Here is a 24,563-nt window from a genome sequence, read left to right on the forward strand (position 1 = left end):
TCCCTTTGTTTATAAGGGAAGCAGGGGTCTTGCCACTTGGCGGTGACGGTGGGATTTGAACCCACGTTGGCTTTCACCAAACAACATTTCGAGTGTTGCACCTTCGGCCGCTCGGACACGTCACCAACCTGACTAGGCTACCGGAGCAACGCGCTGATCCACAAAACGGCGCCCCGACAGACCGCGAATGCCCGCCCCGTCAGACCGCGAACCGCGGCGCGCCCGGACTGCCGGCACTTCCCCGCGCATGGACAGGGGACTAGATTCGTGAGCAACATGACTGACTCAGACCAACAGCCCGCACAGAACGCCACAGCCACCGCATACTGGACCGTCGGCCCCGAGAAGGGGGAGCTCCGGCGCGAGGACCTCCCCACCCCCGGCCCCGGCGAAGCGCTCGTCCGCACCCTGTACTCGGGCATCAGCAAAGGCACCGAACTCGTCGTCCACAACTCCCGCGTCCCGGAACGTGTGGCTGAGGAAATGGCCGCCCCGAACCAGGAAGGTTCTTTCCCGTTCCCGGTGAAATTCGGCTACCTCTCCGTCGGTGTGGTCGAGGACGGCCCGGCTGGCTGGCTGGGCAGGACTGTTTTCTGCCTGTACCCGCACCAGGACCGCTACGTCGTCGCGGTCGAGAAACTCACCGTGGTTCCGGATGATGTCCCCGCCCGACGCGCCGTGCTGACCGGCACCGTGGAGACCGCGATCAACGGGATCTGGGAGGCCGGGCCCCGACTCGGCGACCGCGTCGCCGTGATCGGCGCCGGCCTGGTCGGCGGCATGGTGGCCAAGCTCCTGGGCACGTTCCCGCTCGGACGGCTGCAGCTGGTGGATATCGACCCGGCCAAGCGGGCGTTCGCTGAAACCCTTGGCGTCGAATTCAGCCACCCGGCCGAGGCCCTGCCGGATTGCGACATCGTGATCCACTGCTCCGCGTCGGAGGCGGGCCTGGCGCGCGCCCTGCAGCTCGCGGGCGATGACGGCGACGTCATCGAAATGTCCTGGTACGCCGACCGCAAAGTCACTGTCCCGCTCGGCGAAGACTTCCACGCCCGCCGGCTGTCCATCCGCGCCAGCCAGGTTGGTGTCGTGGCCCGCGCCCGCCGCCACCGGCGCACCAACGCCGACCGGCTCCGGCTCGCCGTCTCCCTGCTGAGCGATCCCGGGTTCGACGCCTTCCTCACCGGTTCCTCCCCCCTGGGAGAGCTGCCCGACGTCGTCCAGCGGCTCTCCGACGGCGCGCTGGACGCGCTCTGCCACGTCATCGACTACCCGGCCAGCGACGATATTGTCCGGAAAGCTCCCGCCACCGAATCCGCCCCCACAGAAGCCACGAGGTAAATCCGTGTTCAGCCTGACCGTCCGCCGCAACTTCATGATCGCCCACAGCCTCCCGCGCCCAGTCTTCGGCCCCGCCCAGGGCATGCACGGCGCCACCTTTGTCACAGAAGTGACCTTCCGCCGTCAGACCCTGAACGAGGACTCGATCGTCCTGGACATCGGCGAGGCCGGCGCGGTGCTGGATTCCATCCTCGAAGGCCTGAACTTCAAGAACCTCGACGAGCACCCCGACTTCGCGGGAAAACTCAGCACCACCGAGGCCCTGGCCCAGTACGTCGCCGACGCCCTGGCAGCGAAGATCCGCACCGGCGCGGACGGGCGCGCGCTGGCCGGACTGGACGTCACCCTGCGCGAAACCCCCGACGCGTGGGCCAGCTACTCGCTCGACTTCGAGGCCAGCTAGGAACGCTGGCGCCACTGGGGAACACCGCGCAGCCGCCGGGTGCTCCGCAGGAAAAGCCGTCCGCGGAAGATTCCCCTGCCGCTCAAGCTGGTGGACAATGACCCCATGACGCCCGAGCCCCTGACCACGCAGCCCCCGACGGTGAACGCGCCGCCGGCCCGGACCCTCACCCGGCAGCGGCTCCGCGCCTGGGCGTGGCACAAACAGGGCCTGGACGGCTCGCTGGCCGGCTGCACCGCGGAGCAGGTGTTCGCCCGGGCGGGCTGGGCGCGCTCCGTCGGCGGCGCCAACCCCTACCTGACGCTTTTTGCCCGCGCCGGCATCCGCCGCGAACAAGTGGATGCCGACGTCCTGGCGCACCGAATCCTCGAACTCCCGGCGGCGCGCGGCTGCACCTACGTGCTGGGCCGGGACGACTTCGCCTGGGCGCTGACGCTCGGGTGCGACGCCGCCGAGGCGGCCGTCAGAGTGGTCGGCAGGCTCGGCGTGGACCGCGGCGAAATCACCTTGCTGGAGGAACAGGTGCTGCACACGCTCACCGAGGCCGCCGTCCCGATGGATCCCCGGCAGCTTAAAGAGGAACTCGGCGAATCCGTGCGGAGCCTCGGCGAGGAAGGCAAGCGGAAGGGCGCCACCACCACGCTGCCCACGGCCCTTGGCATCCTGCAGTCCCAGGGGCGGATCCGCCGCGTCCCGGCCACCGGCCGCCTCGACCAGCAGCGCTACGCCTACGAACTGTGGAACCTGCCGCCCAGCCCGCTCGACGATGACCAGGCCCGTATCGAACTGGTCCGCCGCTACCTGGGCTGGACCGGAGGGGCCACGTTCAAACAGTCGCAGTGGTTCACGGCCTTCACGGTGGCCCAGAGCAAGGAAGCGCTGGCTGCGGCCGGCGCGGTGGAGGTTCCCACCGCCGCCGGGGAGATGCTGTGGATGCTGCCCGACGACGTCGAGCAGCTCGCCGGCTTCCAGGAACCGGACGAGGAGCAGATCCAACTGCTCGCCGGAACGGACTCCCTCGCGCTGCTGCGCCGGAATGCCGCCGAACTGCTGGCCGAGGAGGACCGGCACGCGAACACCCCGGGTTCGCTGGCGCTGCAGGCGGATCTCCCGGACCATCCCATTCTCGACCGCGGCCGGATCATCGGGCTCTGGCAGTACGATCCCGGCAAGGAACGGATCGTGCCCTGGGTGTTCCAGGCCCCCACACCGGCGGTGACCCGGCGGATCGCCGAAGTCGAGGACTGGATCCGGGAGGACCTCGGTGACTTCCGGGCCTTCAGCCTCGATTCACCGGCCACCCGGCAAAAGCGGATCGATAACCTGGCGGCAGCCGCAACAGGCTCCGCCGCCGTCAGCTAGCGCCGTCAGCTAGCGCCTTCAGCCAGCGCCGGGAGTCAGCGCCGGGAGTCACCAGACGGGGGGAGCGGCGATGGCCAGGTCTCAGGCGCCGCGGTGCCCGGCAAAGAAGTCCTGCAGCAGCGCCGCGCATTCCTGCTCCCTGACCCCGCCGTACACTTCCACCCAGTGGTTGAGCCGGCGCTCGCGGAGGATGTCGAACACGGAGCCGGCGGCCCCGGCCTTCTCGTCCCAGGCACCGAACACCACCCGCGGAATCCGGGCCAGCACCACGGCCCCGGCGCACATGGCGCAGGGCTCCAGCGTCACCACCAGCGTGCAGTCCGCCAGCCGCCAGCCGTCACCGGCGCCCCCACCCTGTGCGCTGGATTCCTGCAGCCGAGCCGCAGCCTCGCGGATGGCCACCACCTCCGCGTGCGCCGTCGGGTCCCCGAGGGCCTCCCGTTCGTTGCGCCCGCTGCCGAGCACGGTGCCGTCGGGCCCGATGACGACGGCGCCGATCGGCACGTCCGCCGTGGCCAGCGCGGCACGCGCCTCGGTCAGGGCAAGGCCCATCCATTTGGCATGGCGGGGCTCGGGGGAAGTCATGGCTCAATGATAGTTTCGATGACTAAGCAAGCTGGGCAGTGAAGCTGCCGAAGACAACAATCGGGAGATGCCGTGAACACCGGGTCGGAGAGCTGGCTAACGCAGCATTGGGGAAAATGGGTGGTGCCCTACGCGGCGCTTTGGGCCACCATGGCCATTGGCGGCGTCGTAGTGCTGGTCCTGACGCTGTTGGGTGCCGAGGTCTATGAGGACGTGGTGGATGACGCCGGCCTGGCGAACCTGGACAAGCCCACCTTGGGGTGGATGGAACAGCTCCGCAGCCCCGGCCTCGACTCGTTCGTCACGGCATTCACCAACGTCGGCGGCGGGGTCGGGATGCCCATCCTGGCCAGCATCCTCACCGCGTGGCTCATCTGGACCAGCCGTACCTGGCGGCCCTTGATCCTGATCGGAGGTGCCGCAGCAGTCTCCGTGACCGCTACATCGCTGGGCAAGACACTGGTCGGCAGAACCCGCCCGGACCACTCCGACGCCGTCCCGCCCTACGAATCCTCGCCGTCGTTTCCGAGCGGCCACACGCTCAACACCACGGTAGTGATCGGGCTCGTGGTCTACCTGGCTTGTCTGCAGATCCAGGGCAGCGTAGCGCGGGTAAGCCTGATAGTGGCGGGTGCGTCCTTCATCTTCGCGATGGGCATGAGCAGGGTCTATCTGGGCCACCACTGGATGACCGATGTGATCATCGGATGGGTGCTGGGGCTGGCCTGGGTCGGCATCGTGATTCTGGCACACCGGCTCTTCCACGTGATCCGGCACCGGGAACACGCCGGCCCCGCACCCACCTTCGACAACCCCGCGCACCTGCACGACGGCGCCGCCCCCGGCAGTGCTCCAGGGGACAAGGGCGACGTCGGCGCCCGTGGCCCCACGGGCGGCCCCCCAGCCGCCGGGTGATAGTTTTGACCCATGCGCACTTTCGTTGTGGACCACCCGCTGGTCGCCCATAAGCTCACCGTTCTGCGGGACAAGAACACCCCGTCCCCGGTCTTCCGCCAGCTCACCGAGGAACTCGTCACGCTCCTGGCGTACGAGGCCACCCGCGACGTCCGCACCGAACCGGTGACCATCGAGACGCCGGTCAGCACCACCATTGGCACCGCATTTACCAAGCCCACCCCGCTGGTGGTTCCCATCCTCCGGGCCGGACTCGGCATGCTCGAGGGCATGACCAAGCTGGTCCCCACGGCCGAGGTCGGGTTCCTGGGCATGGCCCGCGATGAAGAGACCCTGGACATCATCACCTACGCGGAGCGTCTCCCCGAGGACCTTACCGACCGTCAGATCTTCGTCCTGGACCCCATGCTCGCGACCGGCGGCACGCTGCGCGAGGCCATCAAGTTCCTCTTTAAGCGCGGCGCTTCCGACGTCACCTGCATCTGCCTGCTGGCCGCCCCGGAAGGCCTGGCGAAGCTGGAGGAGGAGCTTGCCGACGCCAACGTGACGATCGTGCTCGCCTCGATCGACGAGAAGCTCAACGAGAAGTCCTACATCGTGCCGGGCCTGGGCGACGCCGGCGACCGCCTTTACGGCGTGGCCGGTTAAGTCAGCCGAACGGCACCGGACCTGCCCTGGTGGCCGGTTCGCGCGCGGCTCCGGCTGCTCGCTGGCTGTGCCAGGGGTTTAGTACCAGTTGTGGGCGTAGTGGAAGTTCAGGGCCCCACAGGGTGAGCCGTAGCGGTCCTTGACGTACTCCAGACCCCAGTTGATCTGGGTCCGGTAGTTCGTCCGGTAGTCCGCGCCCGCGCTGGCCATCTTCTCGGCCGGCAGCGACTGGACCACACCGTAGGCGCCGCTGCTCGGGTTCGTGGCGGTCGTCTCCCAATCCGATTCCTTGGTCCAGAGCTTCATGAGGCACGGCATCTGGCTCGGGGCCCAGCCATAGGAGCCCAACTGGCTCGCCGCGTACGCCTGGGCGCCGGCAGGGTCATCGATGGCAACGGGGGCCGGTGCAGGTGCCGGCACAGTCGCAGGTGCCGGGGCGGGCTCGGGAGCGGGGGCCGGGACAGCTGCCGGGGCCGGTGCTTCGGCCGGCGCGACCTCGGCCGGCTGGGCCGCGGCGTCGCCGGTGCCGGTGACGGCCTCACTCTCGACCCGGACACGCTCAAAATCAAGGTGCGTCAGCGGATCCGCCGAGGCGGCTGCCTGCGTGGAACTGCCGGCGTCGGCATTGCGCGCGGCCGTCTCGGACGCCTGGCCGGCGGCGCCGGCCCCCACGATCATCGCGCAGGCGGCAACAACAACGGCCGCCCGGCGGCCGGTCGAACCGGCGTGGCGGGCAAACCGGGCCAAGGCTGAAGCGGGCCTGGCCGGCTCGGCGCCGTGGCCCGACAGCTTGGAGCCGGTTGAGTTTGCGGCGTCGTCAGGGCCCGATTGTGCCTTGGAGTTAGTCATGAGTGCCTCTCAACGCCTGCGGAGTTAGCTGTCGGGTTCGGATGAGGTCACCCGGCCGCACGGAATCTCACGTGTCGGCTTCACCCCAAGGGCGCAATGTGCAAAAAATGCCCGGGAACTCTGGGTCCCCCGCCTCTGCCTGTCCAGCGGAATCCGGGAGGCGGCAGAGCGTGGCGTACATCCGGACATGCGGCCCCAGTGATGGCCGCACTTAAAAACCGTACAGGAGTTGAACAGACAAGTTACAGTTTGGTAACAAGCATCACTGCGTCGGCGGGGCGGCTTGCGCCCTGACCAGCGACGGCTTGACTTCGGGCGGCGCCGGAGCCTCCGGCAGCCGAACGGTGAACTCGGTCCGGCCGGGCACCGAGGCCACACTGACAGTCCCGCCATGGGCCTCGACAATCGACTGCACGATCGACAATCCCAGCCCGCTGGTGCCCTCGGTGGAGGCCGTCGTTGCAGGGGGCGTTGTTGTGGCGCCCCCTGAGGATGCCCCGGGCGGCCGCGGCGGGTGCAGCGGACGCCGCGGAAGGGCCCTGCCGGTTGCCGGCGTCGTGAGTGCTGCCGGATTCTTGCGGGAAGCGTCCGCGCGCGTGAAGCGGGCAAAGACACGGTCCACGAACCCGGGGGCAATCCCGGGGCCGTTGTCCGTCACGGTCACCTCGGCATGTCCGTCCGGGGATCGCTTCACACCGGTCACCACGGTCGTGCCGGGGCCCGTGTGTTTGCGCGCGTTGGAGAGCAGGTTGACCAGCACCTGATGCAGCTGGCTCGCGTCCCCGCGAACCACCACAGGCTCTTCCGGGAGCTCCAAGTGCCAGACCCGGTCCGGGGCCATGACCTTCTCGTCACTGACCGTCTCGATGGCCAACTGGGTGAGATCCACGTCGCTGAGCTTGAGCGGCTGGCCCTCATCCAGCCGCGCGAGCAGGAGCAGATCCTCCACCAGGGTCGTCATACGTTCGGACTGGCTCTGCACCCGGGCCAGGGACTTCTGGCCGTCGGGGGTGAAATGTTCGGTCATCCGCATCAGCTCGGTATAGCCGCGGATGGCGGTCAGGGGAGTACGCAGTTCGTGCGAGGCATCCGCGACGAACTGGCGGACCTTCATCTCGCTCTTCTGCCGAGCTTCCAGGGCATTGGAGACGTTGTCCAGCATCATGTTCAGGGCATGGCCCACGCTGCCCACCTCGGTTTCCGGATGCGCTGCGGACGCCGGCACCCGCACAGCAAGTCCCACCTCTCCGGCGTCGAGCGGCAGCCGCGCAACCTGCGTTGCCACCTCGGAGAGCTGATCGAGCGGCTTCATGGTCCGGCGGATCAGTGCCGTCCCGGCCAGTCCGATGACCAGGAGCCCGCCGGCGGACACGAGCACCATGGTCCAGACCATGGTGGCAAGCGTGGTCTGCTTCTCCGCGAGCGGCAGGCCGGTGACGATCACGTCGCCGCCCGCCTCGGCGGCAACCAGCCGGTAGGCTCCGGCGGACAGGGTCCGGTCCACCGGCTCGAGCCACGGGGTGAGCTCCAGGAGCACTTCGTCGTCTTCGTCGGTGAGGGATTCCCGGGTGGCGTCCTCGGAGAGGAAGCCGGCGCTGCGGACCGAATCGTCATGGATTCGCGCGTTCAGGGTGCCGATGGCCAGGCCCCGCGCCTCAAGGGGGTCGGAGCGGCCGGAGCGGCCGGACTCGCGGGCACGGACCGCTGCCTGCTGCAGCTGGGTGTCGAGCTGTCTGGTCAGGAAGAAGTCCATCGAGGCATAGCTGACGATACCGACGGCCCCGCAGATCGCAACGAGCAGGGCCATGGCGACGAGGACAAGCCGGGTGCGCAGGTGCCAGGTGGACGGGGTGCGCCAGTTGAGTCCGGAGGGGCGGATCTCGGCAGGGCCTGCAGGCACGGATCAGTCCGCCGGTTTCAGGACGTAGCCGGCGCCGCGCACCGTGTGGATCATGGGCGGGTGGCTGGCGTCGACCTTCTTGCGGAGGTAGGAGATGTAGAGCTCCACAATGTTGGCCTGCCCGCCGAAGTCGTAGTCCCAGACCCGGTCCAGGATCTGGGCCTTGCTGACGACCCGTTTCGGGTTCTCCATGAGGTAGCGCAGCAGCTCGAACTGGGTGGCCGTGAGGTGCAGTTCTTCGCCTGCGCGCCGAACCTCCCTCGTGTCGACGTTCAGGACGAGGTCCCCGACGACGAGTTCGGCGGTATCCATCGCAGCCACTCCGGAACGCTGGACCAGCCGGTGCAACCGCAGCAGCACTTCTTCCATGCTGAACGGTTTGGTCACGTAGTCATCCCCGCCCGCTGCCAGCCCGGTGATGCGGTCCTGGACGGCGTCCTTTGCTGTCAGGAACAAAGCAGGCACCTCCGGCGCGAAGGCGCGGATCCTCCCCAGCAGCTCAACGCCGTCGAATCCGGGAAGCATCACGTCGAGCACCAGCACGTCGGGGCGGAAATCCTTGGCGAGCTTCACGGCTTCGGGGCCGTCGGCTGCGACAGCAACAGACCATCCCGCCATCCGCAGCCCCATGCTCATGAGCTCGGAGAGACTGGGTTCGTCGTCCACGACCAGGGCCCGGATAGGAGAGCCATCCGGATGGCTGAGCCGGGGGAGATTATTGGTCATGGAGTGCGAAGTGGCCATGGGACAACTCTCCGATCTGCCGGTTGTATGCGGCTTTGGGGATCCTGTGCGGCGCCTGTGAATCCCAGCCTAGCGAGCCGGACATCCCCCGGACCGGCGGTGGGACCGCTTTTTTCGTCGACCGGGGGTGACCGCCCTGTGGAACGCTGGACTTCTAATGCTAAGTAGGCGAAGGGTTTGCCCGCTTCGACTTACAGTGAATGATTCCGGGCAATCGGGAGGCTGGCGCGAATTAAGTTCGACGAACCGGCCAAGTTGGCGCCCGTTGACCAGGACGGGTGTTTTTTATTGACGGCTTGGAATTGTGATCTGCACTACAATTCCGCGTTCTGTCTCAGATGGTGGACTTTTGCGTCCATTGTTACTTGCAAGTTTTCATTGTTACGTTGCACACTTCAATTGTGAACAAGAACTCAACAGCACCTGCACCCGCAGTTTTTTGGATCAGCGCACCCGCTGGTACCGAGAAGCGCTGTTGTCGAATGCACGCCTAACTTTTACACCCCAAAGGTTTCTAGGCATTCGCCCCCAGCCCAGCGTCGGGCGCCCTCCCCAGTTTTCATTGCGGGGAAAAGTAGCATTCGAGCCGCGATGACGGCCATTCACATTGAGGTAAGCAATCCATGTCAGTTGCATCCGGATACGTCCACATCTCCGTCCGTAACGCCAGCAAGGCCGGCCAGGCCTCCGGTATCCGCCAGGGCTTCGGCGGCCGGGCGTCCTTCGCCCCTGCCGGATCCGGCAACAGCTTCCCCGCGGCGGGCTATGCCCCGCAGGGGTACAATCCCAACTCCTACGGACAGCTCCGCGCTGTTACGCCGGCCACGGCCCCTACTCCTGTGATTGCCCCGGGCGACGGCAGCCCCGTCCGTCCCGTCCGTCCCGTCCCAAACGACAACGTCGCCCGCGGTTTCGTCCTCTACATGGGGATCGATGAGGAAACCGCCGCGGCCGCCGGCACGTCCATTGCCAAGCTTGCCCAGGAGATCCGGGCCTACGCCCAGTCCCTGGTCTCCGGAGCCGAAAGCTACGCTGCCGTCGCCGTCGCGCCGGCCAGCGCCCCTGGTTCCGCGCTCGACGTGGTCCGTTCCACCTTTGGTGACCCCACGGTCGGCGCCCGTCAGCGTTCCGAGACCGCCCGCCTGCAGCAGCCGCAGGACCAGCGCCCGTCCGGCGTCCTGATCGACCTTGCCCGCCGGGAGGTGGCGCTCGACGGCGAATCCCTCAACCTCACGTTCAAGGAGTTCGAACTCCTCAACTACCTCGTCGAGAACGGCACCCGCACCGTGGGCCGCGACGAACTGCTCGAGGGCCTGTGGAAGAATGCCGAGGAGGTCCCCAACGAGCGGACTATCGACGTGCACATCCGTCGCCTGCGCTCCAAGCTGGGCCGTCTCGCCAACACCGTGCGTACGGTCCGCGGCCAGGGCTACCGCTTTTATGAGCACCCGGAAGTTGTTGTCTGGGCCGCCCCGGAATACTCGATCTAGCTTCCAGGCCACGCACAGCGTCCGACCCTGAACCGGGGCGGGCGCTTTTGCGTGCTCGGGGATCAGCCGCCGCACTAGGATTGATCCATGAGCGCGCATCACATCAAACGGCTGGTGATCATGCGGCATGCCAAGTCGGATTGGCCCGGCGGCGTCGCGGACCACGACCGGCCGCTCGAAGAGCGTGGCCACCGCGATGCCCCGCAGGCGGGGAAATGGCTGTTGAAGCATGGTGTGGTCCCCGATTTCATCCTGTGCTCCAGCTCCCTGCGCACGCGGCAGACGTGCACCTGGGTGTGCAGCGAACTTGGCGACAAGGCTCCGACGCCGAAGCTTGAGGACGGGCTCTACGCGGCGCCGGCGAAGCGGATGCTGGCCGTCATCAACCACGTCCCGGATACGGTGACCACCCTCATGGTGATCTCGCACATGCCCGGGGTGCAGGACCTCGCCATGCACCTTGCCTCCCGCGATTCGAACCACGACGCGTACATGGACGCGGCCACGCGGTTCCCCACGAGCGCGCTGACCGTCATGGAGACGGAGAAGTCCTGGGCCGAACTCGATGGCCAGGACGCGAGGCTCACGCACTTCAAAGTTCCCCGGGCCAAATAGCGCCCCGGCACGGTACGCCCTGCCCGGTTCCCGGGATGCATAGTCAAGCAGGCGATTCTGCGGTTTACTGATGCTGTTTACTCGTGGACTTATGGCGATCGGGAGAAAAGGCGGAATCATCGTGGATTCAGGACAGCTCATAGGACTCATCATCGGCGTCGTTGTTGTAGTCGCGATCGTCGTCGTGGCAGTCATGCTCAGCCGCAAGCGCAAGGCGGAAGCGAACCGCAACAAGGCAGTCGAACTGCGCGAACAGGCCAAGACCGAAGAGATCGGCGCCAGGGAGCGCGAGGCGAAGGCTGCCCGGGCCGAGGCCGACGCCCAACAGGCGGAAGTCGAGGCCGAGCGGCTGCGGGAGGAAGCCCACGCACGGCAGCAGGAGGCCGGGAAGGTCCGCGCCGGTGCGGAGGAACAGCTGCGGAAGGCTGACGAACTGGACCCTCACGGCGCCACCACCGAAGGCGACGCCCGGAGCCGGGAGCAGCTGCCCCGGGAAAGCGCCGGCACTGAAGAGCTGCGTCGGGACCGCAGTGACAGGAACCCTTCCGCCCCCGGACAGACCTTCACTCCGGGCGGCACTCCGGGCGGCAGGCAGGTTCCCCCGGAGCCTGCCCGCACCGACGAGCCCCGCGGTGACAACCCCCGGAACCCCTGACCATTCACACACCACCTGATCTCCGGCCCACCGGCCCGAGCCGGCCCTGGCGCCCGGCCGGAACCGGCATAGTGGCAGAGTGAACCCTCGTCATTCCGCCCTGGCCCTGCTCGTCGCTGTCCTGTGGGGGGTCAACTTCGTCGCGATCGACCTTGGCCTGCACCCGGACGGAGCGGAGATGCCGCCGCTGCTGTTCGTGGCCATGCGGTTCACCCTGGTGGTCTTTCCCTGCATCTTCTTCATCCGCAGGCCCGAGGTGGGCTGGAAGGCGATTGTCGGCGTCGGGCTGTTCATGAGCGCCGCACAGTTCGGCCTCCTGTACCTGGCCATGGCCTGGGGCATGCCCGCCGGCCTGGCCTCGCTGGTCCTGCAGGCGCAGGTGCTGCTGACCGTGCTCCTGGCCGCCGGGTTCCTTGGCGAGCGGCCGAGCCGGCGGCAGCTCGCCGGCGTGGTGCTGGGCGTGGCCGGACTCGCCGTGGTCGCCGTCGGCCGCAGTTTGGTCGCCCCGGTGCTGCCGCTGATGATCGTGCTTGCCGCGGCGCTGTCCTGGGCCGCCGGCAACATCGTGGCCCGCAAGGCGAAGGCGGCGTCGGGACTGGGACTCGTGGTGTGGTCAGGGGCCTTGGTGCCGCTGCCCCTGCTGGGACTGTCCCTGCTGGTGGACGGGCCGGGGGCGGTGTTGCAGGCCCTGCTGGAGGTCCAGCCCGTCACCCTGCTGAGCGCCCTCTATACGGCCGTCTTCGGTTCCCTGGTGGGCTACGGCATCTGGAACAGGCTGCTGGGGCTGTACCCGTCCTCCGCCGTTGTGCCGTTCACCCTGTTAGTTCCGGTGGTCGGGATGACGACCGCGTGGCTCGTCCTGGGCGAGGTGCCGACCGCCGCCGAGGTGACCGGCGGGTTTCTGCTGCTCGCCGGCGTGGCGACAGCGGTGCTGCGCCCCTGGAATTTTGGACGGCGGAATTTTCTACGGCGGGAGTCGGGCCCGCGCGCTCAGCGGCGGGTCGACGTCCGGGCCGACTGAGCCTTGGCCGGTTGCGCCGTCGTTCCACGCGGTATCGCGGACCTGCCCGCCGCGGACCTGGACGCCGGACGGGCGGTTGCGGTCCGGGATGGTGCGCGCCGGGCGGCTGCCGGCCGGGATGCCGGGCCCCTCGCGCCCGCCGCCGGTCGCCGCCGCGGGGGATGTCCGGCGGCGCGCTGACTCCGGCCCCGGCCCGGCAGGACGGTTCCGGCCACCAGCAGCAGCAGGGTGGCGGCGCCGGCCGCAGCGGCGAGGTAGAAGTACAGGTCCGGATGTTCGGAAACCACCGGGGTCGACATCGCGTCAGGATCGGTGTTGAAGGCCAGTCCCCACTGCCGCAGGAAGGCGATGCTGAAGGCAACAAACAGGATGCTCCCGATCCCGCTGGCCGCCAGGGTCCGGTGCCGGCGGCGGATGATCACCTCGGAGACGCAGGCGGCGTAGGCTGCCGCGCAGGCCGCCATAAACCACAGGAACACGGTTTCGTGCAGGGTGATGCCGGTCAGCGCCAACAGCGCCAGCGCGGCGAGAAACGCACCGATGGCTATCTTGCCGTTGTTACCCATGTGGCCCATGTTCTCAATCATCCCCGAGAGGGACTACTTCCTGATGTAGCCGCGCATGGACGCCATGATCGCGGTGACACTTTGCTCGCGGGTCCGCTCCGGGTTGTAGGTCTGACGGTCCAGGCCCACCACGAAGCAGGCGCCGAAGATGGCCGTCTCCAGGCTGCCCCGGGACACCGCCGGATCCACCGGGTAGACGGCGGCCACCGCATCGATCGCCGCGCGGACCACGGTGAGCAGCCGTTCCCGGAGCTCGGTGAACGTATCCTTCCACTCGCTGGGTGTCCGCCAGTTCTCGCTGACCCACAGCCGGGCAAAGGACGGGTATTCGTCCATGAAGTCCATGGCCTGGCCGATCATCTCGTCCATCGCCGCCAGCGGGTCGGCCGAATCGTCCCTGACGCTCAACAGCCGTGCCAGCAGGATGTCCACCCCGTGGCGCAGCAGCTGGGCGATCAGGTCCGACTTGCTGCCGAAGTTGTAGTAGACAGTACCCTTGGAAACCCCGGCCGCCGCCGCGATCTCATCGACGGTCACCCCGGCCGCTCCGCGCACGCCAATCAGGTCCATCGAGGCCTCGAACAGCTTCTGCCTGGTCGCGTTGGTGCGGGCCGGCCGGAGCTTCTTCGCGGTCCCCGTGCTTTCCTCGGGAACCGCGGGAGTCACCGCGCCGCCGGAAGGCGCCATGCTGTTGTCCGTGCGGCCGCTCATACGGTGATCTCCGGTTTCAGTGTCTTCAGGGTCCAGTACTTGTGCTTACGGACGGCCAGGGTGGACAGGGCTGTCCCCAGCAAAGTGTAGCCAAGCAGCCCCAGCATCGTGGGCAGGATGACGGCCAGATCGGCGCCGTAGATCAGGTGCCTCATGCCGTTGACGACATACCCCATCGGCAGGAGCTGGTGCACCACGTGGAGCGGCTGGGGCGTGGTCTGCCAGGGAAAGGTGCCCCCCGAAGAGACCAGCTGCAGCACCAGCAGGATGAGCACCACGAGCTTGCCGGGGGAGCCGAGCAACGCCACGACGCCCTGGATGATCGCGCTGAACGCCATCGCGGCAGCCAGCATCAGGAACCACATCAGCCAGGGGTGGGCGGGACTGAGGCCCAGCCCCACATCGACCACCAGGGTCAGCAGGCTCGCCTGGACGGCCGCGACAGCCAGGAACGGAAGCCAGCCGCCGACGGCGATTTTCCACGCCGGGGCGTTCGACGCCAGCGCCCGCTGGGTGACCGGCCGCATCGCCTGGATCAGCATAAAGACGCCGATCCACAGAGCCAGGGTGAGGAAAAACGGTGCGAGGCCCGCGCCGTGCGAGCCTGCCTTCGCCTGAGAGACGTTGCTGACGGCGACCGGATCGGCAATGACCTTGGCGAGGCTGCCCTTCTGTGTGTCGTTGGGGTTGGGGACCTGGCCGGCGCCCTTGGAGAGTTCGGCCGCGAGGGTCCCGGCGCCGTCGGAAGCCGTAACGGCCCCGCTTTCCAGCCGGGCCGCGCCGTCGTCGAGCTTTTGCGCGCCCCCGGAGAGCCTTGCGGCACCGTCCAGTGCGCTCTGCTGCCCGGCGGCGAGGGTGGTGGCGCCGCTGGCCAGCTGGTCCGCCCCGGTGGACGCCTGGGTGATGGCGCCGCCGAGGGCGGGGGTGGCTGCCGCCAGTTTGGCCGCTCCTGTACTGACGGCAGCGGACCCGTCCGCCAGTTGCTGGATTTGCGCTGCCGCGGTCGCGAGGTTCGCCGCGGGCCCCGCGGACGCCGGCGGGGCCGCGTGGGCATCGAAGTCCGCGAGGATGGCCTCCGCCTGCGCCGGAGTAAGGACCCCCGCCGTGACGAGCCGGCTGTTGGATGCGACCACACGGCTGTGTTCTGCCTGGGCGGCCGCCTTTTCGGAGGCGGCCTGCTGGCCTGCCAGGGCCTGGACCTTGGTCCCAAGAGCGGCGTTGCCGGCCGCCACCTGGGCGGCGCCGTCCGCGAGGGCCCGGGAATCGGCAGGCAGCGTGGCGGTCTTGTCCTTGAGCTGGGACAGTCCGCCGCTGAGCTGGGCCGCCCCCGCGCCGAGGGTGTTGGCGCCGTCCCGGAGCTTGAGCTGGCCGGCATAGAGCCCGGCCGTGCCGGTCTTGAGCTCACCGGTGCCTTGGTGGAGGGTGACGGTCCCGTCGCGCAGGCCGGCGACGCCGTCGGCGAGTTGGCCGGCGCCGTCGGATGCCTTGAGCATCTGGGAGTGGATGGTCCCGAAGCCGGTGAGGAGCTGGTTGGCGGTTTCCTCGCCGACCTCGGTGGCCACCGTCGTGTGCACGGCGGTGGTGAGCTTGTCCACGATGGTGCTCAGCAGGTAGTTGTTCGCGTCATTGGTGGTGACGTTGAGCATGGCCTGGCTGGCGGCGTCGAAGCTGCCCGGGGAGACGAGGTTCGCCGAGAAATCCTTGGGGATCTTCAAGGCGAAGGCGTATTTGCCTGTGCTCACGCCCTGGTCTGCCTCCTCCGTCCCGGAGACCGTCTGCCAGTTGAAGACGTGCCCGTCCGTGAGGCTCTCGGCGACCTTCCGGCCGGCCTCGAGCCGGCTGCCGTCGGCGGAGGTGGCGCCGGTGTCCTCCACGACGAGGGCCGCGTCGATCTGGTCCAGGTTTCCGTAGGGATCCCAGTTGGCGTAGAGGTACACGGCGCCATAGAGCAGGGGCACCATGGCCAGCGCCAGGATGGTGAGCTTGGGCAGCAGCCCGCCGGTCATGCGCTTGAGTTCGGAGCGGGCCAGCCGCAGCACAGTCACTTTGTGTCCTCGGTTTCGGGTGTGTTGGATACGGCAGGTACGTCCCGGGGAAGGTCCCCGGGGGCAGGGGGGCGCGCGTTGCCGATCGCGGCAGCCGGTCCGGTCCAGCCGTCCGGGACGCGCATGAGCGTGGCGACGACGGCGAGCGGACGCCCGGCGTCGTAGGCCAGCTCCTCCAGCCGCGGCAGCCAAACATCCGGATCTCCATGACGGTCAGGCGAGTCCACCACGAGCAGATCCGTGTGCGGGTTCGCCAGGGCAAGGGCCGTGAGCAGCCCGATCCTTCGGGCGGGAGGCAGCTGCTCGGTCCACAGGCCGGCGATGTCCTCGAAGCGGTTGACCTTGAGCCAGGGCTTGCTCAGCAGCGAACCCCGGTAGCGGCGCGGAATGAGGGCCAGGTCCTCGGTGACTAGGTCACGGACGCTGAGGTGATGCTCGGGTTCGTTCACTCCGGGGGAGTCCACCACGGCGCTCGCCTGGCGCAGGATCTTGATCCGGGCGCTTCTGTCCCACTCCGCCCCGTCCCATTCAAAGTGGCCGCCGGAGGGTTTCAGCCGTCCGCTCAGGGCCAGGGCCAGGGCGGTGCGCTCGTCCTGGCGGCTGCCGGTTACCAGCAGGACTTCGCCGCGCCGGACCTGAAGGGACGTGGCCGGCAGCAGCACGTCCCGTCTGCCGTTCACGGAGAGCTGTTGCACGCGGAGCAAGGGGGGCCTTTCGCAGAAGAATGTCTACGCCAAGGCTAACTGAACTGTCCGGTCAGTTCAAATAAGAGGGAGCGAATGTGATCAAACAGCCGGGGTCCCGTCCGGCGGACCGTTCCGCCGAGGTCAGACTTGGCGCCCATGTTCGGCCAAAACATCGGCGCGGAGTCACACCTCGGCGGCTCAGAGGCCGTATTCCTCGAGCAACCGCAGCCAGACCTCGCTGATCGTGGGGTAGGCCGGCACGGCGTGCCACAGCCGGTCCAGCGGGATTTCGCCGACGACGGCGATCGTCGCCGCGTGGAGCAGCTCGGCCACATCCGGACCGGCAAAGGTGGCGCCCAGCAGCACCTTCTTGTCCTCGTCGACCACCAGCTGCGCCCAGCCCTCGTACCGTTCGGCATGCAAGGAGGATCCGGCCACTTGAATGGGCAGTTCCACGGACGACGCGTTGAAGCCGTCCCGTTCCGCCTGCTGCACGGTCCGCCCCACGCTGGCCAGTTCCGGATCGGTGAACACGACGCTGGGCACCGCATTCTCGTCCGCGGTCCGGGCGTAACGGCTCCACGGGGCCGCCTCGCGGCCGAGCTCGCCCCTGGCCCGGGCGGCGATGGCGTCGCCCGTGGCCCGCGCACCGTACTTGCCCTGATGGGTCAGCATGACCCTCCCGGCGGCGTCGCCTGCCGCGTACAGCCATGGCTCGACGTCGTTCCCGGACCCGCCCGACACCAGACCGGTGGAGTCGGTGCTGAGCCGCAGTTCCCTGCCGTCCGCGGCGGCGAGTCCGACGCTCTCCAGACCGATCCCTTCGAGGGCTGGATGCCGCCCGGTGGTGACCAGGAGCTTGTCCGCCGTCACGGTGCGGCCGCCCGCCAGCTCGAGGGTAAGGGAGCCGTCGTCGTTCTCGCGGACGCTGTTCGTTCCGGTGTGAAGGTGGAGGTCGACGCCGTCCGCCCGCAGCCCGGCCGCGACCAGCGTGGCTGCCTCCTCCGGGAAGGCCCCCAGCAGGGCACCGCGGGCCACGAGGGTCACCGAGGCGCCCAGCCGGGCGAAGGCCTGGGCGAGTTCGGTGCCGGCGACGCCGCCGCCCAGGACCGCCAGCCGGCCCGGGACGCCCCGCGCGGAGGTCGCTTCCCTGGTGGTCCAGTAGTCCACGTCGGACAAACCTTCAATGGGCGGCACAGTGGGCGAGGATCCGGTGGCCACCACGACGGCGTGGCGGGCAGAGAGTGCGTAACTGTTGCCGTCCAGTCCCGCGACTTCAACCCTCCGGGTGTCCGTGATCCAGCCGTGGCCGCGGATGAGCTCTATCCCGGAGTCCTGGAGCCACTTGACCTGGCCGTCGTCCTGCCAGTTGGACGTGAAGTAGTCGCGGCGTTTCAGGACGGCGGCTGTGTCCAGGGTCCGGGTGACGGCCTCTGCGGCACCGGGCACGGTCTGGGCGCCGTGGAGGGCGGCGCCTGGGCGAAGCAGCGCCTTGGAGGGCATGCAGGCCCAGTAGGAACACTCGCCGCCCACCAGCTCGGCCTCGATGAGTACTGCGGTCAGCCCGCCCTGCACGACGCGGTCCGCCACGTTTTCGCCCACGGCGCCGGCGCCGATCACAATGACATCGAATTCCCGTTCAAGCTGTGCTGTCATGGAAAAAGCCTACGCCCCCGCCGGGCCGCAATCCTTGACGAACACCCTTTGCAGGACATGGGACCACCGCTACTGTGGGGGAGATACTTGGGGGAGGGCAGGGCGATGGCAGAAGGCAACGTGACCGCCGGCGGCGCGGGCCGGGCGGGCGGCAATGCGGCGGGCGGCCCGGACACAGCGGGCGTGACCGGATCTGCGCCCATGCCGCCGGCAAGGTTCAGCGCGCAAGCCAGGCTCAGGGCGTTGCAGGCGGAGATTATGGAACTGATCCTGGAGCGTGAACTGGATGCCGGGGATCCCTTGCCGACCGAGCATGAGCTTGCCGCCGCGCTGGGCGTTGGCCGGAACACCCTGCGGGAATCGCTGAAGGTACTCCAGGCCCTGGGGGTCATTGAAATCCGCCACGGATTCGGCATGTTCGTGGCCCCCAGCAATTTCGACGCCCTCACCGACGGACTCTCGTTCCGGGGCCGGTTGTCGCTGCGGCATCAAGGGCAGGAGGCCCTGGAGCTGGTGGATGTCCGGCAGGCTCTGGAGGCCGGGCTGATTGCGGCCGCCATGGACCTGATGACCCCGGAGCACCTGACGGCCGTCGAGGAATCCGTGCTCCGGATGGAGGAGCTGGCCGTCGCCGGTGCGAATTTCGTCGAACCGGACGCCGAATTCCACCGACGGCTGTTCGAACCCCTCAACAACGCGCTGCTGGTCAGTCTGCTCGGTGTCTTCCGGCAGGTGTACCGGCGGCTCCATCTTGAGTTGGGAGCAGTGGAGCCGGGCGGAGCCGGTGGCGTCGATCTCCTGGAAACAGCGGCCCTGCACCGGGGGATCTACGACGCTGTCTCAACCGGCGACAAGGTTCTCGCGGCGCAGCGGCTCAACGGCCACTTCGACGGCATCCGGCTCCGGATCGGCCAGGCCGTCGCCCGGCACCGGATCCCGGCGGCCCGGCCATGAACTGCAGGGCCGGGCTGCCGGAGGGCGCGTGGGCAAATCCCTGGCGTGCCACGTGCGTCCCGCCGTCGGGCGTTAAACAAAAGATCCGCACCGGCGGACTGGTGCGGATCTTTTTCTCTGTGCGCCCAAAGGGATTCGAACCCCTGACCTTCTGTTCCGTAGACAGATGCTCTATCCAGCTGAGCTATGGGCGCATTTTCTGTTCTTGGAACTTCTCGCTCCCCGAACCTCGAATTACTTTACGCGAGGAGGGGGCCCAGTGACAAATCGAAACGGGTGTAATCTGTGCTACTAGACCGGTCTACGTGACCTTGGTCACAAAATACGGCCACTTCGTACCGTCTAAACCCTGTATTTCTGGGGTTTTTGATTTCCGGGCCCCCGGACATCCCACATCTTGCCCCGATTTCGGGGGGTGATCTAGCCATACATTAGGGAACACGACTGAACCCGAGGAAGGGAACCGTAATGGGAGATCTGGCGCGACTGCCGTTGCTTGAAAAAGCACCCACCACACATGCTGGCCTGCTGGCATGGGTTGAAGAGGTAGCTGGACTGACCCAGCCGGACCGGATCCACTGGGTGGACGGCTCCGAAGAAGAGAACACCCGGCTCACGGATGAACTCGTTGCCGCGGGCACCCTGACCCGGCTGAACGAGGAGCTGTTCCCCAAGTCTTTCGCGGCATTCTCCGACCCCGCCGATGTGGCCCGCGTCGAAGAGCAGACCTTCATCTGCTCCGAGAAGGAACGCGATGCAGGCTTCACCAACAACTGGATGGCTCCGGCGGAGATGAAGGCGAAGCTGCGCGGCCTGTTCAGCGGCTCCATGCGCGGCCGCACCATGTACGTCATCCCGTTCGTCATGGGCCACCTTGACGCCGAGGATCCCAAGTTTGGCGTGGAGATTACGGACAGCGCCTACGTTGTCGCCTCCATGCGCATCATGGCCACGATCGGCACCGAGGTCCTGGACAAGATCACCGCCACGAACGCCTTCTTCGTCCCCGCCCTGCACTCCCTGGGCGCACCGCTGGCCCCCGGCCAGGCCGACGTCGCATGGCCCTGCAATCCGGACAAGTGGATCGTGCACTTCCCCGAAGAGCGCTCCATCTGGTCCTTCGGCTCCGGCTACGGCGGCAACGCCCTGCTGGGCAAGAAATGCTATGCCCTGCGTATCGCCTCCGTGATGGCCCGGGACGAAGGCTGGCTCGCGGAGCACATGCTCATCCTCAAACTGACCTCGCCGGAGAAGAAGAACTACTACATCTCTGCTGCCTTCCCGTCGGCCTGCGGCAAAACCAACCTCGCCCTGCTTGATCCGGCCATCGAGGGCTGGAAGGTCGAAACCCTCGGCGACGACATCACCTGGATGCGGATCGGCAAGGAAGGCGAACTGCGCGCCACCAACCCGGAGGCCGGCCTGTTCGGCGTCGCCCCGGGCACCGGCTGGGGCACCAACCCCAACGCCATGCGCGCCATTGCCAAGGGCCACAGCATCTTCACCAATGTTGCCCTCACGGACGACGGCGGCGTGTGGTGGGAGGGCATGACCGAAGAGACCCCCGCGCACCTGACCGACTGGCAGGGCAACTCCTGGACTTCGGATTCGGACCAGCCCGCAGCCCACCCGAACTCCCGCTTCTGCACCCCGATCTCGCAGGTCGACATGCTGGCCGAGGAATACTTCAGCCCGGAGGGCGTGGAGCTTTCCGCGATCCTCTTCGGCGGCCGCCGCAAGACCACCGTTCCGCTGGTCACCCAGGCCCGCAGCTGGACCAACGGCATCTTCATGGGCTCCACACTCTCCTCCGAGACCACGGCGGCCGCGGCCGGCCAGATCGGCGTGCTGCGGCGCGACCCGATGGCCATGCTGCCGTTCATCGGCTACGACGCGGGCGACTACCTGAAGCACTGGATCAGTGTCTCCGGCAAGGCCAACCCGGAACGCCTGCCGCACATCTTCCTGGTCAACTGGTTCCGGCGCACGGCCGACGGCGACTTCGCCTGGCCCGGCTTCGGCGACAACGCACGTGTCCTCAAGTGGGCCATCGAGCGCATCGAAGGCACGGCGGACGCCGTCGAGACCCCCATCGGCTTCGTGCCGGCCGGGCATTCGCTGGACCTCACCGGCCTGGACCTGACGCACGCACACGTGGAAGATGCCGTCCGCGTGGACCGCGGGGAGTGGGATACCGAGCTCGCCTCGATCGAGGAGTGGTACGCCAAGTTCGGCGACTCCCTGCCCGATGCCCTGCGCACGGAGCTCGAGGGCCTGAAGGAACGCATGGCAGGGCACTAGCAGCCAGACGATCCGGCGACGGCGGCCCCGCACCTTCCGAAAGGTGCGGGGCCGCCGTCGTGCCTTCGCCGTCGTGCTGTCTCCAGGGGGCAGGCCGGGACTTAGGTCCCAGACCGCGGCCAAAAGAGGGTACTGGACTCAACTGCAATCATCAGCCGGGCCGTCCGCCGACTGGGGAGAATGCTGGGGTCGTTCCACGCGTGCGCTGCCGTGCCCCCAATCTGCTCGCAGCACGCGGGCGCAGGAGCTCATCATGTTTGTCACCGACGACATCCAGTCCTTGTCCACGGCGGTCAGTGGTCAGGCCGTTTTGCCGGACACCCCCGAATTCGCGGCCGAGACGTTCCCGTGGCGCTGACTCGGTGGTGGACGGCGGCCTGCTTATCAACACACGGCGCCTGCAGGATCTGCAGATCGATCCGGTCGAACGCACCGCGCGGGTGGGCGCCGGGGTGAAGTGGCGCAGCGTGAAGCGAGCGTGCCGCTCGGGCTGGTCGGCCTGCACGGTTCAAGCACCGACGTAGGCGTCGTCGGCTACGCCCCCGGCGGGGCTGCCCCTGCTGGGCCGCGCCCGTGGGTTTGCGGCGGACATGGAGTTCGTCCCTGCGCCGCTGCGGGGGCAGTTCGTCGTGCACCTGCCCTTTGCCTTCCTGGGGACCCGCGAGGACGGCGATGCGTTGCTTGCCCCGATGCGGGCGGTCTCGAGGACGTTGATGGACACGGCCGGGCCCATGCGATACCTCGACGTTGACCAGATCTGCATGGACCCGGCGGATCCGCTGCCTTTCACGGCCGGCGGGGCGCTGCTCACAGACTTCGGCGAAGAGACGGTCGAGGACCTGCTCAAGCTCACCGGCGAGGGCTCGGACTGTCCTCTGCTCCTCGTCGAGATCAGGCCGCTGGGCGGTGCCCAGGCCCGGCCGGGGGCGCTGCCGGACGCCGTGTCGGGGCGGGACGCGGCGTTCCTGCTCTTTCTTCTCGGGTTCAAGATGCCTCCGTTCGCCGAGGCCGTCGCCGGATCCATCCGCGGGGTCCTGGCCGGGATGGCTCCACACTCCACGGGACACACGCTGGTCAACTTCCACGGCGAACCGGGCGATGAAGCGGACCGGGCCAGGGCATGGCCGCCCGCCGTTTACGAGCGGATGCGGGCGGCAAAGTCCAGCTACGACCCGGATAACCTCCTGCGCTTCGGCCACGCGATCACCGGACTTCCGTCCGCGGCCTGACACTCCGTGCGGGTTGCGCTGCGCAATGCGCCCAACAACGACGGCGGCCCCGCACCTTGCGAAAGGTGCGGGGCCGCCGTCATGCTCTCATGGATCAGCTGGCCAGCCAGATGTCCGGGCCGAAGACCTCGTAGTGGATCTTCGTGGCCGGGATGCCGGCGTTGATGGCCTCGTTGCGGATGCTCTTCATGAACGGCAGAGGACCGCACAGGTACAGCGAGGCGTCGGCCGGCAGGTCCACTTCGCGCAGGGACATGAACCCCTCCTTGGTTCCCTCGACCGGCCGTTCGAGCCAGAGCTGGAGGTCGGCGCCGTCGAGGCGCTCGACGTCGTCCGTCATCTGGGAGCGCAGGGCCCAGGACTCCAGATCGCTTTCCGCATGCAGGACCAGGACCTGGCGGTCCGAGCCGGCGTCCGCGAGGGAGCGCAGGATGGAGGCGGTCGGCGTGCAGCCAATGCCGGCCGAGGCCAGGACGACGGGGCCCTCGCCCTCCTTGAGTGTGATCTCGCCGTAGGGGTTGGAGATCTCGAGGATGTCGCCCACCTGGACGGTGTCGTGCAGGACGGGGGAAACTTCGCCGCCGTCGTCCTTCTTGGTGGTGAAGCTGCGGCTTGTGCCGGCGTGGCCGGAGAGCGAGTACTGGCGGACCTGGCGCAGCCCGTCCGGGAGGACGACCTTGACGCTGACGTACTGGCCGGGCAGGGCGGGGGTGATGGGGGTGTCGTCGGCCGGTTCCAGGGTGAAGGTGAGGGAACCGGTGCCCGCGGGGGTCTTGGCGGCGACCTTCCAGGGGCTCCACATCGTGCTGTTGGCCTGCGCCGCGTAGAGGCCCTTTTCGAGCTTGATCAGCGCGTCCGCCATCAGCCAGTAGACCTCGGTCCAGGCTTCGGCGATTTCCGGGGTGATGACCTCGGCGAGGTTTTCGGCGATGGCGGCAAAGAGGTGTTCGTAGACCACCTGGTACTGCGGTTCGGTGATGCCCAGGGAGGTGTGGCGGTGGGCGATACGGGCGAGCACGGTCTCCGGCAGGGTGCCGGGGTTGTTCACCAGGTGGGTGGCGAAAGCGGCGATGCTTCCGGCCAGGGCCTGTTGCTGGTTGCCGTTGCGCTGGTTCGAGCGGCTGAAGAGCCCGTCCATCAGTTCCGGGTGCGCTGCGAAGAGGCGGGCGTAGAAGTTGGGGGTGATGTCGCCGATCCGGGAACCGACCAGCGGGAGGGTCGCCTCGATGACGGGGAAGGACTTGTCCGAGAGCATGTTGACTCCTGAGTTAGGGGCCCGGGGTCTTCAACCGAACCGTCGATAATACATGTATTTAGAATGCAAGTATTTATACCTCCTTTTTACATGGCGTAGAAAGCATCCCCAAATCGAGGGGATTCCCGGGCGTGGCGGGTTGGGCTCGTGGGTTTCGGTTAGGCAGCGGTTCCGGCTCAGAGGCCGGGGCGCAGGCCGATCGCCTGGAAGACCGGCGTCATTTGCCGGGAGGTCGGGAGGGACGCGATGACGATGTCATCCAGTTCGCGGTAGAACGCCTCGCGGGCCCGGGAAAGGGCGCCGCGGAGGTGGCATTCGTTGATGAGCGGGCAGGCCCCGCCGGCGCCGACGCAGTCGGCCGGGTCCATGCGGGTGTCCAGCCGGCGCAGCAGCTGGCCGACGGTGGCGGTCCGGCCGGCGCTGCTGAGCCGGGAGCCGCCGTGCCGGCCACGTTCGACGTCGATCATTCCCAGCTCGCGCAGCCTGGCCATCGCCTTGCTGACGTGGTTGTACGGCGTCGCAACGGCGTCGGCGATGCTCTGGGTGGTGAGGAGTGCGCCGTCGGGAGCGGCTGCGAGCACCATCATGGCGCGCAGGCTCACGTCCGCGAAGGCGTTGATCTTCATAACACC

24 protein-coding genes, 2 tRNA genes and 1 riboswitch are annotated in these 24,563 nt (G+C 67.9%); of the genes, 13 read left to right on the top strand and 13 right to left on the bottom strand.

Features of this window, described 5'->3' with window-relative positions; translation table 11 throughout:
* Positions 1-37: 37 nt before the first annotated feature.
* Positions 38-125: transfer RNA gene (locus tag ACZYX4_RS10200), tRNA-Ser, on the bottom strand.
* A gap of 151 nt (positions 126-276) precedes the next feature.
* Here ACZYX4_RS10200 and ACZYX4_RS10205 point away from each other — a divergent pair.
* The 3 genes from ACZYX4_RS10205 to ACZYX4_RS10215 all read left to right on the top strand — a co-directional run bounded on the left by ACZYX4_RS10205 (position 277) and on the right by ACZYX4_RS10215 (position 3,106).
* A complete protein-coding gene (locus ACZYX4_RS10205) occupies positions 277-1,341 on the top strand; it encodes a zinc-dependent alcohol dehydrogenase (protein WP_463875479.1) in 1,065 nt (354 codons plus the stop codon).
* Positions 1,342-1,345: 4 nt separating this feature from the next.
* Positions 1,346-1,744, top strand: a complete 399-nt coding sequence (locus ACZYX4_RS10210; protein ID WP_463875481.1) for a 6-pyruvoyl trahydropterin synthase family protein — start codon at positions 1,346-1,348, stop codon at positions 1,742-1,744.
* Between the two features lie 105 nt (positions 1,745-1,849).
* Positions 1,850-3,106, top strand: coding sequence for a DNA glycosylase AlkZ-like family protein (locus ACZYX4_RS10215; protein WP_463875483.1), 1,257 nt, complete (start codon positions 1,850-1,852; stop codon positions 3,104-3,106).
* Between the two features lie 81 nt (positions 3,107-3,187).
* Here ACZYX4_RS10215 and ACZYX4_RS10220 read toward each other — a convergent pair whose 3' ends face one another.
* Positions 3,188-3,691, bottom strand: a complete 504-nt coding sequence (locus tag ACZYX4_RS10220; protein ID WP_463875485.1) for a nucleoside deaminase — start codon at positions 3,689-3,691, stop codon at positions 3,188-3,190.
* A gap of 120 nt (positions 3,692-3,811) precedes the next feature.
* On the opposite strand from ACZYX4_RS10220, the gene ACZYX4_RS10225 reads away from it, so the two are divergent.
* The gene (locus ACZYX4_RS10225) at positions 3,812-4,606 is read left to right on the top strand and encodes a phosphatase PAP2 family protein (protein WP_463875487.1); all 795 of its coding nucleotides are present in this window, start codon (positions 3,812-3,814) and stop codon (positions 4,604-4,606) included.
* 12 nt (positions 4,607-4,618) lie between these two features.
* Entirely contained in the window at positions 4,619-5,254 is a 636-nt protein-coding gene (gene upp / locus ACZYX4_RS10230; RefSeq protein ID WP_463875489.1) for a uracil phosphoribosyltransferase, read from the top strand.
* A gap of 78 nt (positions 5,255-5,332) precedes the next feature.
* Here the strand turns inward: upp and ACZYX4_RS10235 are convergent, their stop codons facing one another.
* The 3 genes from ACZYX4_RS10235 to ACZYX4_RS10245 form a co-directional block, all read right to left on the bottom strand.
* Positions 5,333-6,103, bottom strand: a complete 771-nt coding sequence (locus ACZYX4_RS10235) for an aggregation-promoting factor C-terminal-like domain-containing protein (RefSeq protein ID WP_463875491.1) — start codon at positions 6,101-6,103, stop codon at positions 5,333-5,335.
* Position 6,104: 1 nt separating this feature from the next.
* Positions 6,105-6,262, bottom strand: a riboswitch (cyclic di-AMP (ydaO/yuaA leader).
* Positions 6,263-6,365: 103 nt separating this feature from the next.
* On the bottom strand, positions 6,366-8,003 hold the full coding sequence (locus ACZYX4_RS10240) for a sensor histidine kinase (protein ID WP_463875493.1): 1,638 nt from the start codon (positions 8,001-8,003) through the stop codon (positions 6,366-6,368).
* A gap of 3 nt (positions 8,004-8,006) precedes the next feature.
* Positions 8,007-8,747, bottom strand: coding sequence for a response regulator transcription factor (locus tag ACZYX4_RS10245; RefSeq protein WP_463875495.1), 741 nt, complete (start codon positions 8,745-8,747; stop codon positions 8,007-8,009).
* 623 nt (positions 8,748-9,370) lie between these two features.
* Here ACZYX4_RS10245 and ACZYX4_RS10250 point away from each other — a divergent pair.
* From ACZYX4_RS10250 to ACZYX4_RS10265, 4 genes are all read left to right on the top strand, one after another.
* Entirely contained in the window at positions 9,371-10,237 is an 867-nt protein-coding gene (locus tag ACZYX4_RS10250; protein ID WP_463875497.1) for a winged helix-turn-helix domain-containing protein, read from the top strand.
* Between the two features lie 87 nt (positions 10,238-10,324).
* A complete protein-coding gene (locus ACZYX4_RS10255) occupies positions 10,325-10,852 on the top strand; it encodes a SixA phosphatase family protein (protein ID WP_463875499.1) in 528 nt (175 codons plus the stop codon).
* 121 nt (positions 10,853-10,973) lie between these two features.
* A complete protein-coding gene (locus ACZYX4_RS10260; RefSeq protein ID WP_463875501.1) occupies positions 10,974-11,507 on the top strand; it encodes a hypothetical protein in 534 nt (177 codons plus the stop codon).
* Positions 11,508-11,586: 79 nt separating this feature from the next.
* Complete coding sequence (locus tag ACZYX4_RS10265; protein WP_463875503.1) at positions 11,587-12,528, top strand: EamA family transporter; 942 nt, start codon at positions 11,587-11,589, stop codon at positions 12,526-12,528.
* On the opposite strand, the gene ACZYX4_RS10270 is transcribed toward ACZYX4_RS10265, so the two are convergent.
* The 5 genes from ACZYX4_RS10270 to ACZYX4_RS10290 all read right to left on the bottom strand — a co-directional run bounded on the left by ACZYX4_RS10270 (position 12,498) and on the right by ACZYX4_RS10290 (position 18,192).
* Complete coding sequence (locus tag ACZYX4_RS10270) at positions 12,498-13,115, bottom strand: hypothetical protein (protein WP_463875505.1); 618 nt, start codon at positions 13,113-13,115, stop codon at positions 12,498-12,500. The two genes, ACZYX4_RS10265 and ACZYX4_RS10270, sit on opposite strands and share 31 nt — an antisense overlap.
* A gap of 12 nt (positions 13,116-13,127) precedes the next feature.
* Complete coding sequence (locus tag ACZYX4_RS10275; RefSeq protein ID WP_463875576.1) at positions 13,128-13,781, bottom strand: TetR/AcrR family transcriptional regulator; 654 nt, start codon at positions 13,779-13,781, stop codon at positions 13,128-13,130.
* Positions 13,782-13,801: 20 nt separating this feature from the next.
* A complete protein-coding gene (locus tag ACZYX4_RS10280) occupies positions 13,802-15,850 on the bottom strand; it encodes a YhgE/Pip family protein (protein ID WP_463875507.1) in 2,049 nt (682 codons plus the stop codon).
* The gene (locus ACZYX4_RS10285; RefSeq protein ID WP_463875509.1) at positions 15,847-16,554 is read right to left on the bottom strand and encodes an ABC transporter ATP-binding protein; all 708 of its coding nucleotides are present in this window, start codon (positions 16,552-16,554) and stop codon (positions 15,847-15,849) included. Before ACZYX4_RS10285 ends, ACZYX4_RS10280 begins: the two co-directional genes overlap by 4 nt.
* Before the next feature lie 180 nt (positions 16,555-16,734).
* The gene (locus ACZYX4_RS10290) at positions 16,735-18,192 is read right to left on the bottom strand and encodes a dihydrolipoyl dehydrogenase family protein (protein ID WP_463875511.1); all 1,458 of its coding nucleotides are present in this window, start codon (positions 18,190-18,192) and stop codon (positions 16,735-16,737) included.
* Between the two features lie 201 nt (positions 18,193-18,393).
* Between ACZYX4_RS10290 and ACZYX4_RS10295 the strand changes: the two genes are divergently transcribed.
* Positions 18,394-19,146 (top strand): FadR/GntR family transcriptional regulator, encoded by a 753-nt coding sequence (locus ACZYX4_RS10295; protein ID WP_463875578.1) that lies wholly within the window; start codon positions 18,394-18,396, stop codon positions 19,144-19,146.
* 120 nt (positions 19,147-19,266) lie between these two features.
* Here ACZYX4_RS10295 and ACZYX4_RS10300 read toward each other — a convergent pair.
* Positions 19,267-19,340, bottom strand: a tRNA-Arg gene (locus ACZYX4_RS10300).
* A 274-nt stretch (positions 19,341-19,614) separates the two neighbouring features.
* Here ACZYX4_RS10300 and ACZYX4_RS10305 point away from each other — a divergent pair.
* The 3 genes from ACZYX4_RS10305 to ACZYX4_RS10315 all read left to right on the top strand — a co-directional run bounded on the left by ACZYX4_RS10305 (position 19,615) and on the right by ACZYX4_RS10315 (position 22,676).
* Complete coding sequence (locus ACZYX4_RS10305; protein WP_463875513.1) at positions 19,615-21,447, top strand: phosphoenolpyruvate carboxykinase (GTP); 1,833 nt, start codon at positions 19,615-19,617, stop codon at positions 21,445-21,447.
* Between the two features lie 365 nt (positions 21,448-21,812).
* A complete protein-coding gene (locus ACZYX4_RS10310) occupies positions 21,813-21,971 on the top strand; it encodes an FAD-binding protein (protein ID WP_463875515.1) in 159 nt (52 codons plus the stop codon).
* Between the two features lie 66 nt (positions 21,972-22,037).
* Complete coding sequence (locus tag ACZYX4_RS10315) at positions 22,038-22,676, top strand: hypothetical protein (protein WP_463875517.1); 639 nt, start codon at positions 22,038-22,040, stop codon at positions 22,674-22,676.
* Positions 22,677-22,770: 94 nt separating this feature from the next.
* Here the strand turns inward: ACZYX4_RS10315 and ACZYX4_RS10320 are convergent, their stop codons facing one another.
* Positions 22,771-23,931: a globin domain-containing protein gene (locus ACZYX4_RS10320; RefSeq protein ID WP_463875519.1), complete on the bottom strand. Its 1,161-nt coding sequence runs from the start codon at positions 23,929-23,931 to the stop codon at positions 22,771-22,773.
* A 176-nt stretch (positions 23,932-24,107) separates the two neighbouring features.
* Entirely contained in the window at positions 24,108-24,557 is a 450-nt protein-coding gene (locus ACZYX4_RS10325; protein WP_463875521.1) for an RrF2 family transcriptional regulator, read from the bottom strand.
* Between the last annotated feature and the right edge of the window lie 6 nt (positions 24,558-24,563).

It is taken from the genome of Pseudarthrobacter leeuwenhoeki (assembly GCF_055412885.1).

Bases quoted from the DNA above. Each gene is read 5' to 3' on its own strand.
- ACZYX4_RS10205 (WP_463875479.1), top strand. From the start codon at position 277: ATGACTGACTCAGACCAACAGCCCGCACAGAACGCCACAGCCACCGCA.
- ACZYX4_RS10215 (WP_463875483.1), top strand. From the start codon at position 1,850: ATGACGCCCGAGCCCCTGACCACGCAGCCCCCGACGGTGAACGCGCCG.
- ACZYX4_RS10220 (WP_463875485.1), bottom strand. From the start codon at position 3,691: ATGACTTCCCCCGAGCCCCGCCATGCCAAATGGATGGGCCTTGCCCTG.
- upp (WP_463875489.1), top strand. From the start codon at position 4,619: ATGCGCACTTTCGTTGTGGACCACCCGCTGGTCGCCCATAAGCTCACC.
- ACZYX4_RS10235 (WP_463875491.1), bottom strand. From the start codon at position 6,103: ATGACTAACTCCAAGGCACAATCGGGCCCTGACGACGCCGCAAACTCA.
- ACZYX4_RS10245 (WP_463875495.1), bottom strand. From the start codon at position 8,747: ATGGCCACTTCGCACTCCATGACCAATAATCTCCCCCGGCTCAGCCAT.
- ACZYX4_RS10250 (WP_463875497.1), top strand. From the start codon at position 9,371: ATGTCAGTTGCATCCGGATACGTCCACATCTCCGTCCGTAACGCCAGC.
- ACZYX4_RS10255 (WP_463875499.1), top strand. From the start codon at position 10,325: ATGAGCGCGCATCACATCAAACGGCTGGTGATCATGCGGCATGCCAAG.
- ACZYX4_RS10270 (WP_463875505.1), bottom strand. From the start codon at position 13,115: ATGATTGAGAACATGGGCCACATGGGTAACAACGGCAAGATAGCCATC.
- ACZYX4_RS10275 (WP_463875576.1), bottom strand. From the start codon at position 13,781: ATGGCGCCTTCCGGCGGCGCGGTGACTCCCGCGGTTCCCGAGGAAAGC.
- ACZYX4_RS10290 (WP_463875511.1), bottom strand. From the start codon at position 18,192: ATGACAGCACAGCTTGAACGGGAATTCGATGTCATTGTGATCGGCGCC.
- ACZYX4_RS10295 (WP_463875578.1), top strand. From the start codon at position 18,394: ATGCCGCCGGCAAGGTTCAGCGCGCAAGCCAGGCTCAGGGCGTTGCAG.
- ACZYX4_RS10305 (WP_463875513.1), top strand. From the start codon at position 19,615: ATGGGAGATCTGGCGCGACTGCCGTTGCTTGAAAAAGCACCCACCACA.
- ACZYX4_RS10315 (WP_463875517.1), top strand. From the start codon at position 22,038: ATGGAGTTCGTCCCTGCGCCGCTGCGGGGGCAGTTCGTCGTGCACCTG.
- ACZYX4_RS10320 (WP_463875519.1), bottom strand. From the start codon at position 23,931: ATGCTCTCGGACAAGTCCTTCCCCGTCATCGAGGCGACCCTCCCGCTG.
- ACZYX4_RS10325 (WP_463875521.1), bottom strand. From the start codon at position 24,557: ATGAAGATCAACGCCTTCGCGGACGTGAGCCTGCGCGCCATGATGGTG.